Source organism: Stenotrophomonas sp. 28608_Sma (genome assembly GCF_056486185.1).
In genome coordinates this window covers 540,193-554,093 of record NZ_CM151308.1, presented here as the reverse complement: position 1 = coordinate 554,093, position 13,901 = coordinate 540,193, and the positions used below count along the sequence as shown (strand labels likewise).

Genomic DNA, 13,901 nt, shown 5'->3' with positions numbered 1-13,901 from the left:
TAGGTGTCGACCTTGGTCGGCACGCCGCTGTTGGTAGGTGTCGACCTTGGTCGGCACGCCGCTGTTGGTAGGTGTCGACCTTGGTCGACACACCGCTGCTGGTAGGTGTCGACCTTGGTCGACACACCGCTGCTGGTAGGTGTCGACCTTGGTCGACACACCGCTGCTGGTAGGTGTCGACCTTGGTCGACACGGACGGAAACAAGAAGGGGTCAGTTCCCTTTCCCAGCGGGAACGGTCTCTGACCCCATCGGTGTGTTGCTTGAGCCTGTTACCAGTTCGGGTCTTCGGCCGGGGCGGCAGCGGGCTTGGGCTTCGGCTTGGCCGCCGGGCGCGCGGCGGCAGCCGGTGCAGCCGAGGCCGTTGCGCCAGCAGCGGCAGCAGCCGGCTTGCTGCCCAGCTTCTGGCGCAATTCAATCTGGCCCGGACGGAAGCCGCCGCGCATGGCGTCGACGCCGTCTTCGATGGTGCCGTACGAGGTCTGTGCAGCCACGCGGTCGATGCGGATGGTGCAGCACGGGTGTTCGCTGCGGCCCAGCGAGCGACCGGTCTGCGGGTCCTTCAGTTCTTCGCCCAGGCGCACGGCCTGCCAGCGCTGGCCGGCCTGCACGGTGTCACCGCCCTGGCTCAGCACCACCTGGTCTCCGTCCACCGAAACCACCGACACCGGGAACAGCGTGGTGACGATGGCGGTGCCGATCTGGCCGGACAGCGATTCCATCATCGCCGCGGCCATGTTGCGGCCATTGACCACGCGCGGCAGGGTGCTCGGGCCGGTCGAGGCCAGCTGGTGATCGAAGCTGTCGGACATCACCACCTGGCCGGTGGTGGCGTTGATCAGGCGCAGGGTAATGCGGCCGCCACCGGAGTACGAGGTCACCTGGCGGTCGGACATGCGCAGGTTGCGCACGCTGCGCGGGTACTCGAAACGTTCGATGGTCGGGATCAGGATCAGGTCGGTCGCCAGCTGCTGGCCCACGCGTGCGGTGTCCTGCAGGCGCACGTTGCCACTGTTGATGTGATCGATCTCGGCCTGCAGTTCGTCGCCGAATTCGCGGTCCAGCACGATGAAGCGCTGGGTCTGGGTCAGCGTGTCGGACAGCCGTGCGCGGATCGCATCGGCCACTTCATCGGCATCCACGCGGCCGTCTCCGACGGCGTAGCTGCCGGCCTTGGTGCGCGGCAGGGCAACCACGATCTTCGGCTTGCCCTGCTCGTCCGGCGCGCGGTACTGGGCAATCTGTGCGCGCACGCGCACCTTCCAGTAGCTGCGCATGCTGCGATGGGTCACGTCGGAATCGAACGAACTGGCGCCACGCTTGGCATCGACGTTGACCTTCTCGTCGTAGCTTTCCCTGACGCTGGCCGAGGCCGAACCGCTCTTGGCCGATGCTTCGCCGGAGGCACTGGCCGACGCCGAGCCCTTGAAGCTCCAGCCTTCGTCGCTGGCGCGCACGCGGGCGATGGTTTCCTCGTCCAGCTGCCGCACTTCATCCTGCGACAGGATTTCATAGCCCAGCACCGCGCCCTGCGAGCCGGCGATCATCTGCTGGGTGAACGCGTCGGCGCGGATATCGCCGACGTGTTCGTCATCCACATCCACATGCAGGCCTGCACGCAGGCTCTGCATCTGACTGGCCACGCGTACGCCGTTGACCTGCGCCACCGCCGACTGCAATGCCGCCAGCACCGCCAGTTCCGGGGTGCTGCCAATGCCGTCGGCTTCGCGCGCGACCTGGGTGATGCCGCCGAAATCCGGCGTGCCACGCAGGGGCGCTGCTTCCACTGGCGCATTGCTGGCCAGTGCACTGGTTGCCTTGTCCTTGGCGGGCGCGGCGGCCGGGGTGTCCTGCTTGCCACAGGCTGCAAGCAGCGTGGCAGCCAGGCCCAGGCCGATCAAACGGTAGGTCATACGCATGGAGATTCGCCTCGGATCAGAGCGTGTCGAGCATCGAATCGGCGTTGGACGGCACCTTCACCTTGCTCTTCTTGGCGAAGGTCACGGCCGACTTGGTCGAACCGTACAGGCCCTGGATGAAGCCCGGCGATTCCTTGGCCACCCATGCACCTGCTGCCAGCTTGCGGCCGACGGTGGCCAGCTGGGTCGCGCCCAGGTTCTTCATGCCGGCGGTGAAGTTGCTGGCTTCGCCGCCCAGCTTCTGTGCTTCGGCCGCCGAGGACAGCAGCGAGACCAGGCCTTCGGCGTAGTGCTGCTTGGATTCAGCGTTCAGTTCCGGCTGTGCGGCCTGGCGCTCGTTGATCGCCGCCTGCGCAGCTTCACTGACCGACACCGACTTCTTCATCGCATCGACGCTGACCGAACCCGACGACAGCGCCTGGCGCTCGGCTTCCAGCAGCTGCACCTGCTCGGCCAGGCCGAAGGCGCGGGCAAACGAGGTCTGGGCCTGCAGCGAGTGCGACTGCGAGCTGACGAAACGACGCACCAGCGCTTCCTGCGCGGCTTCGTCCGGAGCGGCGGCGCTGGAGGCGCTGCTGCTGGAGGTGCCGGTAGCGGCGCCAGCCAGGTCCTTCAGCTTGCCCAGGCCAGCGTGGGCCGGCATCGACAGGGTGGCGGCCGCGATGGCCACGACAAGAGCGGTATTGCGGATCATGTGAGTGTCCTTTTGGGAGAGACGGCCGCGAAGCGGCACGTGGGAAATCGGTAACCCCGGGCGATGCCGAGCGAGCTCGGCACCCACCGGGGTGGCGGATCAACGAACTGCCTTGACGTTCAGTTCGTTGATCATCTGCTGGGCAGCCTTTTCAGCCGCCAGCTGCAGCGCGTTGGTACGGGCGACGGTTTCGTTCGGGCCGGTACCGGAGAACTGCACCGGGCCCACCGACGACACGGTGCGCGGGAAGCGACCGGTCACGTCCAGCACCTTGCCGGTGACCGTGACGAACACGCGGGTGTTGCCGCTGGCCGGGTCGCGGTCGCGCATGCCGACGTCGAGGGTGCCGACGGCGATGTACGGGATGTTGGCCGCACGGATGCCGTTGGCGGTATCACGCAGGGTGGCCGGGGCCAGGTCGTTGCCGGTGCTGAAGTCCTTGCGGATACGCTCGATGCTGAGCAGACCGCGCGACTCGCCTTCCACGTATTCGGCTTCAACCACTTCGTAGCCGGCGGCGCTGAAGGCGCCGGTCATCGCGGTGTTCACTTCGGCGGCGTTGGCCACCTTCCAGCTGATGTTGTCGCTGCGCTGGGTGGTGCTGCCACCGCTGGTGACCGACATCGAACCATTCTGGTTGATGCTGCCGTTGGTGCTGACCGAGTTGCCGCGGAAGCTGTCGCCTTCACGGGTGTTCTCGCTGTAGCTGCTGCTGGCGTCGACGCGACGGTATTCCTTGTCCTGGAACGACTGCACGGTGTCCTGCGAGCGCGCCATGAACAGGAAGGTCAGCAGCGAGCGCTGCGCGGCGGTGGCACCGGCCACGGCCGAGCCGGCATCCAGCTTGGTCTGCAGCAGTGTGGTGTTGATCTCGGCGCGGACGGTGACGGTGTAGGTCTTGGCCTTCTTGTCTTCAATGTCCGACAGCTGCACGGCGCTGAGCACGTAGCGGTCGATCTCGCCGATGAACTCGGAGCGACGTGCTTCGAACAGGCGCAGCTTGGCCGCACCGGTTTCGGCGATGTACGCCTCCAGTGCATTGACCTTGGCCTTGTTCAGGGCCTGGGCGCGGGTGTCGGCACTCAGGCGCAGGCCGTAGCTGGCCGAACCGGTACCGCGTGAACTGGCGGTCTGTGCAGCGACCGGGGAGGCCACCACCAGGGCGATGAGGATGAGCAGGATGGTACGCATCAACGACATGACTTGATCAACTCCTGGAGGGCTTGGGTCTGCTGCTGCAACGGGCGGCCGCCCGGCTTCTGTTCGTCCAGCCAGCCGCGCGAATCGGCGCGCTTGGCGGCGGCGCCGGCGAAGGCGTCGAAGCCGGCCAGCAGGGTTTCGTAGCTGGCCGACCACTGGTCGACCTGCCACTGCGTGACCGGCACCACCTTGGTGGCACCCTTGCGCAGCGGCTGTTCGAAATAGACCTTGCCGGAGAACGGCTCGGTCACCTTGGCGGTGAAGAACGCGCCGAACAGCATCGTCTTCATCGCCGGCGTTTCTTCGATCACGCCGTTCTTCAGCGCATCCACCTGCAGGTTGATGACGTAGTCCGGCTCGGGAATCTTCAGCTGGTAGACCTTGCCGTCGGCAAAGCGCGCCGCCATCGCACCACCGATCGCCTGGCCCGAGGCCGGCGGCAGCAGGCCGACGCCGGTATTGGACGACAGCGTCTTGGACAGCTCATGGGCCAGCGTGGCGCGCAGCGGGGCTTCCCACTTCGGGTCGGGCAGCTTGGCGCGGACCGCGTCGGACAGGGTTACGCCACCGACCTGCAGGCGACGCACGGCGGCATCGGGCAGCTTGGCCTGGGCGAGGCTGGCGGCCAGTACCTGCGACAGGCTGGTCGCAGCGTTGCCGTACAGCAGATCGGCGACGATCGCATCGATATCGTCGTTGTCGGGGCGGTAATCCTGCACATCGATGCGCTGCAGGGTGAGCGGATAGGACGCGATCACCTGGCGCTCGCGGAAATCGAAGAACAGCGCCTGCAGCGCCACTTCCACCAGCACCTTGTACTGGTCGCCGATCGGCTCGACCGAGACCAGTTCGCGGTCCAGTGCCGCGGCCAGCACTGTCGCACTGGTGGTGCCGTCGAGCATCGCCACCGGCTGGTCGATCAGTTCCAGATTGGCCGGCGGGCGACGCTTGAGCCCCTGCCCCAGGGTCTGGTTGAGCGGGATCAAGCCACGCTTTTCCAGCACGGCGTGCGCATGCGGCGTGGTCGCCTGCACGGCAGCGGCATCAGCGGTATAGGCAAAACCGGCCCAATAGGCCTGCTGTGATTTGTCTGCCGCCTGCACGGCCATCGGCCATACGGCCAGGCACAGGGCACAGGCAAGCAGGCGCGCAAAAGCGCGCGATGCGCTCTTCGTCCTTGAATACATCCAACCGCTCCTCGGTCAATACGCATGGAAAGTGGACGCTGACGCGTCCGCTGGGCGCGAAACATAACGGCTCGCGGGCCCGCCGACAAGTGCTGCCTTCGTCGAGGTCACTCCGTGGGAGGCAGGCCGGCCCGTTGCCGCAGCAGGCCCCGCTCTGCCTGGTTCTGGCTGAGTCTGGCGGCTTCCGCAAAAGCGTGACGTGCGTCCAGGTCGCGCCCCAGCGCCTGTAGTAACTCCCCGCGCACCACCTGCAGCGGCGCGTACTCGCGCAGTCGCGCGTCCACCAGCAACGGCTGCAGCTGCGCCCACGCCGCGAAGGCACCGTCACTGCGCAGCACCGCCACGACCCGGTTCAATGCAACAACCGGCGAGGGCTGCACCTGCAGCAGCTGCGTATAGAGCGCTGCGATGCGCGGCCAGTCGGTATCCTCGGGGCGGCGCGCCGCTGCATGGCACGCTGCGATACGCGCCTGCAGTACATAGGGATCATCAGCGCCACCGGCGGCCAGCGCGCGCGCCAGCACCTGCTGCCCGCGTTCAATCTGCAGCCAGTCCCAGCGCGCGCGGTTCTGCTGGTCCAGCAGTACCGGCACGCCCTGCGCATCGGTCCGTGCCGCGGCACGCGAGGCCTGCAGCTCCATCAGCGCCAGCAGGCCCAGCACCGGCGGCACCGGCAGCCGGTGCGCCAGGATGCGCGCGAGCCGCAATGCCTCCTCGCACAGCGCCGGACGCATCCAGTCATCACCGGCACTGGCCGCATAGCCTTCGTTGAACACCAGGTAGATCGCCTCCAGCACCGAAGTGAGCCGCTCGGGCATCGCGTCAGCACGCGGGACCTCGTAGGGCACCTGCTTCTGCGCCAAGGTGCGCTTGGCGCGCACGATGCGCTGGGCGATGGTCGGCTCGGGCTGCAGGAACGCGCGCGCGATCTCGACAGTGGTCAGGCCACCGAGCAGGCGCAGGGTCAATGCCACCCGTGCATCGGCCGGCAGCACCGGATGGCAGGCCACGAACATCAGCCGCAGCAGGTCGTCACCCAGATCATCTTCCAGCGCTTGACTGTCGTCGGGCGCCGGCAGCGGCGCCGGATGCAGTTCCTCGCCCCACTGCGCATGCTGCTGCGCCACCCGCTGGTGCTGGCGCAGTACATCAATGGCACGGTTGCGCGCAGTGGTCATCAGCCAGGCTCCGGGGTTGTCCGGGATGCCCTGCTCCGGCCAGCGCTCCAGCGCGGCCAGCCAGGTGTCCTGGGCCAGCTCCTCGGCGCGGCCGACATCGCCCCCGAGCAGCCGCGCCAGGCGCGCGATCAACACCGGCGACTCCATCCGCCAGAGGGTTTCCAGACGCTGCGTCAGTGCGGGCTCGAGCATGCGCCGATCACAGCACGCACGCCCGGCCCGCACAAGCGCCGCAGCTCACGCTTCAACAATCGGCTTGAAGCCGCCCCAGAACATGCGTTTGGTGTCGAACGGCATGTCCTTCGGGCCCAGCGACGCCAACCGCGGGTCCACCATCACTTTCGCGTTGATACGGTCGCGCGCCGCGCGCGAACGGAACACCACGAAGGCGACGATCACCGTTTCGCCAGGTTTGGCCTTGACCGCACGCGGAAACGACGTGCTCTTTCCCGGTTCCACATCGTCGGCCACGCATTCCATGTACTGCAGCGCGCCATGGTCCTTCCACACCGCACCGGCCTTGCGGGCAAGGCGGCGGTAGGCCGCCACCTTGTCCTGGGGGCACGGCAGCACGTAAGCATCCACGTAAGCCATGAGGATTCTCCCTGCGGCGGCCGTCAGCCCGGTTCGCCGTCCATGTGTGCGATTTCCCAGAGATGGCCATCCAGATCCTGGAAGCCGCGCTGGTACATGAAGCCCAGGTCGCGCGCCGGCTGCGGTTCGCTGCCGCCGGCGGCCAGTGCCTTGTCCACCAACTCGTCAACTGCCTTGCGACTGGGTGCCGAGAGTGCGTTGATCACTTCCGTGTGGGTGTGCGCATCGGCAATCGGCTTGTTGGTGAACTGCTGGAAAAAAGGTTGGGTCAGCAGCATCACGTAGATGCTCTCGCTGATGACCATGCCTGCCGCGTCATCGTTGGTGTAAGTTGGATTGAAGCTGTAGCCCAGCGCGGTGAAGAAGGCCTTGGATTTCTCCAGGTCCTTCACCGGAAGATTGACGAAGATCATCTGCGGTTGCGGTGCATTCATCGGTGAAGCTCCTTGTGGATGAAAAGAAGAGGGATCAGGGCTGCTTCATGCAGTTGACCATCCACGGCTTGCCGTAGCGGTCGATCAACATGCCCCAGCGGTGCGCCCAGAACGTTTCGGCGATCGGCATCTGCACCTGGCCACCGTCGGCCAGCGCGGCGAACACGCGTTCGGCTTCTTCGATGCTGTCGACGTCGACATTGATGGTGGTCGAGCCACCCTCGCCACCGCCGGGACCGTCGGCCGCCATCACGATGGCGCTACCGATTTCCAGCTGGCTGTGCGCGACGTGGTCCAGGGTTTCCGGCGGCATCTCGTTGCAGCCCGGCGAGCCATCGGAGGGCGGCATGTCGCGGTATTTCATTTCCGAGGTGACCTGGCCACCGAGTGCCTTGGCGTAGAACGCCATCGCCTCATGGGCCTGGCCGCTGAAGCCGAGGAAAGGAATCAGTTTCATGGCAATACTCCGTCGTGGGTTTCAGGGGGGTAGCGCCGGGCCATGCCCGGCGGGGGAAATGAATCGGGTCAACCTTCCAGCTGTGCACGCAGACGCTGTTCCTGCTGCTGTAATTCGGAGGTGAAGGCTTCACCGAAGTCTTCGGCGGAGATCAGCGGGCGCAGCTCCAGCGTGCCACCACTGTTGAACGGCGCGCGGCTGGCCCATTCAACGGCCTCGTCCAGCGAGCGCACGTCCCACAGCCAGAAGCCGGCGATCTGCTCGCCCGCAGGGCCAAACGGACCGGCCTCGACCTTGGGCGCGCCACTGCCGAAATGAATGCGACGTCCGCGCTGGGTGGCATGCAGGCCTTCACCGGCCAGCATGATGCCGGCGGCCACGAGTTGTTCGTTGAAGGCGCCCATTTCGGACAGTTCCTGTTCACTGGGCATGCGGCCGGCTTCGGAGTCGGCGTTGGCCTTCACGATCACCATCACTTTCATTGCGGTCTCCCGTGGGGACGCGTGGTGCGTGCCCTTCACTGGGTACAACGAACCAGGGGGCTGGGAATCGACACGTCTTTTGAAAATTATTTCTTCCGTGGAAAGCGCGCCTTCGGCGGGCGTCGGCGAACGGCGGAGCCCCTCCGTGGTGGGGTGGGCTGGTCGCTGAAAGCTGGTTTCCTGTGGGTGGGCCGGGCGGGTGGGATTGGCGGGGACGCCGTAAACCCGTCCATGGGGGCTTAGCCGCGGCATCCATGCCGCGGATACCCCGCCAACCCCACCCGCCCGGCCCCAGACAGATTCCGGTGGCCGAACCACCACGGGAAGATCAAGAAAAAAGGCAGAAGCAACAGCAACAGCGGGTGGCTGGCGACCTCGGCTTTGCGAGCGGAGCGACCCGCTTTTGCTCTTGTTGTTGATCTCCCGTGGTGGGTCAGCCGCAGAGATCTGTCCAAGGCCGGGTGGGGAGGCAGGGCAGGGGCGTGAGCCGCATGGATGCGGCGACCGAGCTTACATGGACGTACTTGCAGCGCCCCCTGCCCTGCCTCCCCACCCGGCCAAATCCAAGAACCCGAGCTTTCAGCAACCAACCCACCCCACCACGGAGGGGCTCCGCCGTTCGCCGATCGCCCGCCGCAGGCGGCTTTTCGCGCTGCAGCATGCTGGCAGGCAAACCTGCGCCATCATGGACACCTCGCCCCCGCCAGGACCGTCCCATGCAGCAGTACCTGCTTCTGATCTACATCGAGCCTGCCCTGCTGCAGGCCCTGCCCACCGAAGAATTCAACGCGCTGATGCGCGACTGCCTCGCCCACGCCGACAGACTGCAGGCGGAAGGCACGCTGCTGGCCGCGCAGAAGCTGCAGCCGGTTGACACCGCGCAGACCCTGCGCGTGCGTGATGGCCACAGCCGTGTATTGGATGGCCCGTTCGCGGAAACCCGCGAACTGCTGGCCGGCTTCAACCTGATCGTCGCCCGCGACCGCGACGAAGCCATGCGCATCGCCCGCGATTTCCCGTGGGCACGCTTCGGCAGCATCGAGGTGCGGCCGCTGGAAGACATGGACGCCGAGCGCGAACGCTGCGGCGCCCCGGCTGCGGCTATGGCAGCAGCCGTACCCTGATCTCGCGCGGACCCACGCCTTCGTTGCCGCTGTAGTCGCGCACGCTGGCGCGCACGGTGTACTCGCCCGGTGGCAATGCCGCCGGCTGCCAGCGCCCGGTTTCCATCAGGCCGTCACGCACGGTGTTGGTGGCCAGGTAGCGGAAACGGGTCACCGCGCTGCCATGCACGGTGATGCCGCTGTCCGGCGCGTAGGCCACGCGCACCGCTTCGTTCTGCGGCGGCATGCGGTTGAACACGATGTTCCAGCGTGGCTGTTCGTAGCCCTGCAGCGGCTGTCCGCCGGCATCGAGGATCTGGTAACCCACCTGGTACATGCCCAGCCGGCGCCGCGGCAGGTTGTTGTCGACCTGGTCCCAGGCCTCGACCACGATCTGCACGCCACGTCCCTGCCGCGCCACCATCACCACGCCGTCGCTGCCTGCGGTCATCGGCTGGTCGTTGTCGTCCAGCAGGGCCACATCGGTGATGCGCGGTGCGAAGTGGTCGGCGTAGTTGTGGAAGCCCAGCGCCACCGCGTTGGTTTCGAAACCGCCGGTACCCACCGCCAGATGCACGTGCGCCTGGTTGTTGATGCTGCCCAGGCGATCACCGACGTGGATGCGCATGCCACGACGCACGCGCATCCGCTCCAGCTTGCCCTGTTCGTCGTACAGCGCCTGCCAGCGCGCATCGAACGGCTGGTCGCGCGGGGTGCGGCCGACCCGCATGTGGATGTACTTGAGACGGTCCACGGCCAGGCCCTCCGCCTGCCCACCCAGGCTCCACGCCGCTACCGGGCTGCTGATCTTGCCATCGGCGATCGCCAGCACGGTCTGGCCGACATCGCCGCGCACATCGAAACCGCCGTGCAGGTGGTGGCGGCTCTCGCCCTTGAAGTTGCCGCGCACCTCGCCCAGCGTGCCGACCACTTCATGCCAGCCATCCTGGGGTGCCAATGGCCAGCGCCCACCGGTGTCCGGCAACGCTGCATCGGCAGCGGGCCCGACCAGCGCCGGTGCCGGCAGGTCACCCACCGGCAGCGGGCGCAGGCGGTGCAGGCGATAGCTGGCGGAATCGGCGACCAGCACGCTGCCATCGGCATCCATCGCCAACCCACTGGGGCGGGCCAGGCGTGGCAGGCGGCCGTTGCCCACCAGCGCGATCTGGTGGCCCTGCGGTGTTACCTGCACGATGCGGCCATCAAGGTCACCCACGTAAAGCACGCCGTCGTGCGTGGTGGCCAGCGACAGCGGCCCATTGATCACGCCGCCATCGCCCAGCAGCGTGCTGACCATGCCGTCGGCACCGACCCGACGCACCGCGTTGTTGAACAGGTCGGCCACCAGCAGCGCGCCGTGCGCATCGAAGGCCAGTGCCACCGGTGTATCGAAGCGTGCATCACCCGCCAGGCCATCGGCCAGCCCCGGGCGCTCGCCGCCAGCCAGGGTACGCACGTTGCCGTCGGTACCGATCACCCTGATGCGGTCGTTGAAGGTGTCGGCCACATAGACCTGGCCCTGCGCGTCCACCGCGATGCCCATCGGTGCATCGAAGCGCGCCTGCGCGGCAGGGCCATCGGCGTAGCCCTGTTCGCCACCGGCCAGCGTGGTCACCTGGCCATCGGTGCCGATACGGCGGATCGCGTGGTTGCCGGTGTCGGCCACATACAGGTTGCCCTGCGCGTCGGCGGCGATGCCCGAGGGCGTATTGAAACTGGCCTGCAGTGCCGGGCCATCGATACGCCCCTCGCCCTGCCCGGCCACCGTTTCAACGCGGCCATCGGGAAGGCGGCGACGGATCCGGTTGTTGTCACCGGCATCGGTGAAATAGACGCTGCCATCGGCACTGCGCAGCAACGCGTACGGATCGGCGAAACGCGCCTGCGCGGACGCGCCATCGCGGTCACCCGGGTGGCCATCGCCGGCCAGCGGCTCGATCTGCGCGGTCCACGCCAGCGGCGTTGGAACCGGGCCTGCCGGTTCAGCCGGCGTATGCAGCGGCGTCTCCCACCAGGTCGCGGCCAGTGCCACTACGGTCGCCAACGCTACGCCTGCCGCCATCCATTGCCACCGTGCCATCGTGCTGTGCTGCCTGCCTGCTGTCTGAAGAGGCACTGACAATAGACGCTGAACGCAGGATCCGCCACGGCCAAACGTACTGCCGGATACCAGAGTTCCATGCGTTGCGCTTGTTCTCCCTGGCTACAGCGGGTTCAATGCTCTTCCCACGGATGGAGATCCTCCATGCCCCGCATCTTCCCCCTCGCCGCCCTGCTGGTGGCCGCACTGGCCAGCACGCCGGCCTCCGCCTCGATCTCGGTGGCACCACAGAAGCCGTCAGTCACCGCCGATGCGATGCACCAGGCCTATGCCACGCGATGGGATGAGGCGATCCAGCAGTCACGCAGTGGCAACACGCTGGGCGCACTGATCGCGATGGAACGGCTGATGGAAGATCCGATGCTGGATGACTTCGATGCTGAACATCGCGGCCGCGCCGCGCAGGTGGCCGGCTGGACCGCGATGGTGCAGAAGAAGCCGGACCAGGCTCGCCGCTATCTGCAGCGCGCGCAGGAGGCACTGCCGGACGATGCGCAGATCCTGCTGACCCTGGTCTCGGTGGAACTGTCCGAGAACCAACCGGCGCCTGCCACCAAGCACCTGGTGCAGGCGCTGAAGCATGCCGAAGCGCCGTTGCCGGTGGACCACCACGCGATCAACTACCTGCAGTTCCGCCTGCGGGACCAGCCGCAGCAGCGCATGGAACTGCTGCAGGCACTGTTCGACAACGGCTGGAAGAGCGGCGGCCTGGAACCCACCGGACTGTGGCTGGCACTGGCCACGCTGCAGGCCGACAACGGCCGTGGCGAGGCCATCCCCGCGACCCTGGCCCGCATCTCCGCGCCCGCCGAAATCATCCGGCTGCGCAGTGACAAGCGCTTCGATCCCTATGTCGACCGCGCCAACCCGCGCTTTGATCCCGTGCAGGCTGCACAGAAGCACCTCGACGAACTGCGGGTTTCCGGCCTGCTCGACCGGGCGCTGGACGCGCGCATGGCCGAGTTCAGCAGCACGCTGCTGATGCTGGACCGCAACGAGGAAGTGCTGGCGCTGACCGATGGCATGGCCGCTGCGGCCGCCGAAGGCGAGGCGCCTTCGGCAGCGGAAGCCGAATGGGTGGCATGGCTGCTCAACAGCCGGCTTACGGCGCTGCGCCGGCTGGGTCGCAACGAGGATGCGCTGGCGGCAGCCAAGCTGGCCGCACGCATCGGTGCACTGGGCCCCGATGGTGCCGAGCACCAGTTCAACGTCGGCTTCGTGTTCAGTTCGCTGGGCCGCATGCAGGATGCCGCCACGGCAGTGAATGACATACCGGGCCTGGCCGGTTACGGCAAGGCGGCCCAGGCACTGCTGCAGTTCGTTGCCGCCCGTGAACGTGGCGATGCCAAGGCCGAACAGGCCGCGCGTGCAGCGATCCTGGCCCAGGGCGATGACGCGCGCCTGTTCCAGCGCGAAATGCTGCTGGACGAGGGCAATCTCGACGGCGCAGCTGCCGTGCTGATCGAACAGTTGCGCTCACCCGTTGAACGCGGTGAAACGCTGGCCAGCCTGCAGGACATGCGCACCTATCCGTCGCTGCCCGGTGACGTGAAGATCGATGCGGCCTGGCGTGCGCTGAAGCAGCGCGCCGACGTGCAGGCCGAGGTTGCCCGCCTGGGCCGCATCGAACGCTACGAACTGGTCAGCACCTCCACCTCGCGCTGAGCAAGCTCCCATGTAGAACCACGTGCGTGCAGCACCACCCGCCTAGCGCGCCGGCACCTCGGTACGGATGCCCATCGCCTCGCGGTAGCGTGCGTACAGGGCCATCACCTTGTCCACGTAGGCCAGGGTTTCGGCATAGGGCGGCACGCCCTTGTAGCGGGTGACCGCGCCGATGCCGGCGTTGTAGGCGGCCGCTGCCAGCGGCCGATCACCGTTGTAGCGACGCAGCAACGCGCGCATGTAGCGGGCGCCGCCATCGATCGACTGCTGCGGCGAGAACGGATCATTCACCCCGTACTCCTGCGCGGTGTCCGGCATCAACTGCATCACGCCCTGTGCGCCCTTGCTGGACACCGCCAGTGCATCGAAGTTGCTTTCGGCATGGGCGATCGCGCGCAGCCACGCGTCATCCACGCCGGTGGCCTTGGCGGCGGCCTTGAACTGTTTGGCATGCTGCGCCAGCTGCGGCTTGCCCACCTTGCCCAGGCCTTCGTGGGCAGGTTCACCCGCCGGCGTGGCCATGGTGAACTTCAGGAACACCCGCGAGCCGGGCAGGTTGCGGGTGGAGTAGACCAGCGCGCCATCCTGCTCGCGCTCGTACAGCACGCCGCTGAACACGCCCATGTTGCCCCACAGATTCGGGGTCTGGATGGCGTTGTCGTCGATTTCCTTCGGGGTGCAGCGTGAACCGGGTTCCGGCGCGGTGGCCAGGCTGACGGTGTTGCCCTGCACGCAGCGGTAGACGGTGCGCGCGGCGGCCAGCCCGGGCCACAGGCTGGGCAGCAGCAACAGCGCAAGCAGGAGAGGGCGACGGAACATGGCGGCCGGATCATCCGGCCGCGCCCGCTAATGCTGGGTGAATGGGGGTCGGCAGGGCTGCGCCCTGCA

At 67.1% G+C, this 13,901-nt stretch carries 13 protein-coding genes; 2 read left to right on the top strand and 11 right to left on the bottom strand.

Annotated features, from left to right (window positions below; genetic code table 11):
* Positions 1-271: 271 nt before the first annotated feature.
* The 9 genes from ACZLHH_RS02460 to ACZLHH_RS02420 all read right to left on the bottom strand — a co-directional run bounded on the left by ACZLHH_RS02460 (position 272) and on the right by ACZLHH_RS02420 (position 8,144).
* Positions 272-1,918 (bottom strand): CsgG/HfaB family protein, encoded by a 1,647-nt coding sequence (locus tag ACZLHH_RS02460; protein ID WP_049463530.1) that lies wholly within the window; start codon positions 1,916-1,918, stop codon positions 272-274.
* Positions 1,919-1,934: 16 nt separating this feature from the next.
* A complete protein-coding gene (locus tag ACZLHH_RS02455; RefSeq protein WP_049398327.1) occupies positions 1,935-2,612 on the bottom strand; it encodes a hypothetical protein in 678 nt (225 codons plus the stop codon).
* A gap of 99 nt (positions 2,613-2,711) precedes the next feature.
* Positions 2,712-3,812, bottom strand: a complete 1,101-nt coding sequence (locus ACZLHH_RS02450; protein WP_032128768.1) for a hypothetical protein — start codon at positions 3,810-3,812, stop codon at positions 2,712-2,714.
* On the bottom strand, positions 3,803-4,999 hold the full coding sequence (locus ACZLHH_RS02445) for a hypothetical protein (protein ID WP_049463531.1): 1,197 nt from the start codon (positions 4,997-4,999) through the stop codon (positions 3,803-3,805). The genes ACZLHH_RS02450 and ACZLHH_RS02445 overlap by 10 nt, the downstream gene beginning before the upstream one ends.
* Positions 5,000-5,106: 107 nt before the next feature.
* A complete protein-coding gene (locus ACZLHH_RS02440; protein WP_032128770.1) occupies positions 5,107-6,369 on the bottom strand; it encodes an RNA polymerase sigma factor in 1,263 nt (420 codons plus the stop codon).
* 45 nt (positions 6,370-6,414) lie between these two features.
* Complete coding sequence (locus tag ACZLHH_RS02435) at positions 6,415-6,771, bottom strand: DUF1428 domain-containing protein (RefSeq protein ID WP_049463532.1); 357 nt, start codon at positions 6,769-6,771, stop codon at positions 6,415-6,417.
* A 23-nt stretch (positions 6,772-6,794) separates the two neighbouring features.
* On the bottom strand, positions 6,795-7,205 hold the full coding sequence (locus ACZLHH_RS02430) for a VOC family protein (protein WP_032128772.1): 411 nt from the start codon (positions 7,203-7,205) through the stop codon (positions 6,795-6,797).
* Between the two features lie 34 nt (positions 7,206-7,239).
* On the bottom strand, positions 7,240-7,662 hold the full coding sequence (locus ACZLHH_RS02425; RefSeq protein ID WP_012509913.1) for a VOC family protein: 423 nt from the start codon (positions 7,660-7,662) through the stop codon (positions 7,240-7,242).
* Between the two features lie 68 nt (positions 7,663-7,730).
* Entirely contained in the window at positions 7,731-8,144 is a 414-nt protein-coding gene (locus tag ACZLHH_RS02420) for a YciI family protein (RefSeq protein ID WP_049463533.1), read from the bottom strand.
* Between the two features lie 716 nt (positions 8,145-8,860).
* Here ACZLHH_RS02420 and ACZLHH_RS02415 point away from each other — a divergent pair.
* On the top strand, positions 8,861-9,268 hold the full coding sequence (locus ACZLHH_RS02415; protein WP_049461400.1) for a YciI family protein: 408 nt from the start codon (positions 8,861-8,863) through the stop codon (positions 9,266-9,268).
* On the opposite strand, the gene ACZLHH_RS02410 is transcribed toward ACZLHH_RS02415, so the two are convergent.
* The gene (locus tag ACZLHH_RS02410; protein ID WP_049461402.1) at positions 9,246-11,327 is read right to left on the bottom strand and encodes an NHL repeat-containing protein; all 2,082 of its coding nucleotides are present in this window, start codon (positions 11,325-11,327) and stop codon (positions 9,246-9,248) included. The two genes, ACZLHH_RS02415 and ACZLHH_RS02410, sit on opposite strands and share 23 nt — an antisense overlap.
* A gap of 165 nt (positions 11,328-11,492) precedes the next feature.
* Between ACZLHH_RS02410 and ACZLHH_RS02405 the strand changes: the two genes are divergently transcribed.
* On the top strand, positions 11,493-13,013 hold the full coding sequence (locus ACZLHH_RS02405; RefSeq protein ID WP_049461404.1) for a tetratricopeptide repeat protein: 1,521 nt from the start codon (positions 11,493-11,495) through the stop codon (positions 13,011-13,013).
* A 42-nt stretch (positions 13,014-13,055) separates the two neighbouring features.
* Here the strand turns inward: ACZLHH_RS02405 and ACZLHH_RS02400 are convergent, their stop codons facing one another.
* The gene (locus ACZLHH_RS02400; protein ID WP_049461406.1) at positions 13,056-13,832 is read right to left on the bottom strand and encodes a lytic transglycosylase domain-containing protein; all 777 of its coding nucleotides are present in this window, start codon (positions 13,830-13,832) and stop codon (positions 13,056-13,058) included.
* Positions 13,833-13,901: the final 69 nt, after the last annotated feature.

Bases quoted from the DNA above. Each gene is read 5' to 3' on its own strand.
- ACZLHH_RS02460 (WP_049463530.1), bottom strand. From the start codon at position 1,918: ATGCGTATGACCTACCGTTTGATCGGCCTGGGCCTGGCTGCCACGCTG.
- ACZLHH_RS02455 (WP_049398327.1), bottom strand. From the start codon at position 2,612: ATGATCCGCAATACCGCTCTTGTCGTGGCCATCGCGGCCGCCACCCTG.
- ACZLHH_RS02450 (WP_032128768.1), bottom strand. From the start codon at position 3,812: ATGTCGTTGATGCGTACCATCCTGCTCATCCTCATCGCCCTGGTGGTG.
- ACZLHH_RS02445 (WP_049463531.1), bottom strand. From the start codon at position 4,999: ATGTATTCAAGGACGAAGAGCGCATCGCGCGCTTTTGCGCGCCTGCTT.
- ACZLHH_RS02440 (WP_032128770.1), bottom strand. From the start codon at position 6,369: ATGCTCGAGCCCGCACTGACGCAGCGTCTGGAAACCCTCTGGCGGATG.
- ACZLHH_RS02435 (WP_049463532.1), bottom strand. From the start codon at position 6,771: ATGGCTTACGTGGATGCTTACGTGCTGCCGTGCCCCCAGGACAAGGTG.
- ACZLHH_RS02430 (WP_032128772.1), bottom strand. From the start codon at position 7,205: ATGAATGCACCGCAACCGCAGATGATCTTCGTCAATCTTCCGGTGAAG.
- ACZLHH_RS02425 (WP_012509913.1), bottom strand. From the start codon at position 7,662: ATGAAACTGATTCCTTTCCTCGGCTTCAGCGGCCAGGCCCATGAGGCG.
- ACZLHH_RS02420 (WP_049463533.1), bottom strand. From the start codon at position 8,144: ATGAAAGTGATGGTGATCGTGAAGGCCAACGCCGACTCCGAAGCCGGC.
- ACZLHH_RS02415 (WP_049461400.1), top strand. From the start codon at position 8,861: ATGCAGCAGTACCTGCTTCTGATCTACATCGAGCCTGCCCTGCTGCAG.
- ACZLHH_RS02410 (WP_049461402.1), bottom strand. From the start codon at position 11,327: ATGGCACGGTGGCAATGGATGGCGGCAGGCGTAGCGTTGGCGACCGTA.
- ACZLHH_RS02405 (WP_049461404.1), top strand. From the start codon at position 11,493: ATGCCCCGCATCTTCCCCCTCGCCGCCCTGCTGGTGGCCGCACTGGCC.
- ACZLHH_RS02400 (WP_049461406.1), bottom strand. From the start codon at position 13,832: ATGTTCCGTCGCCCTCTCCTGCTTGCGCTGTTGCTGCTGCCCAGCCTG.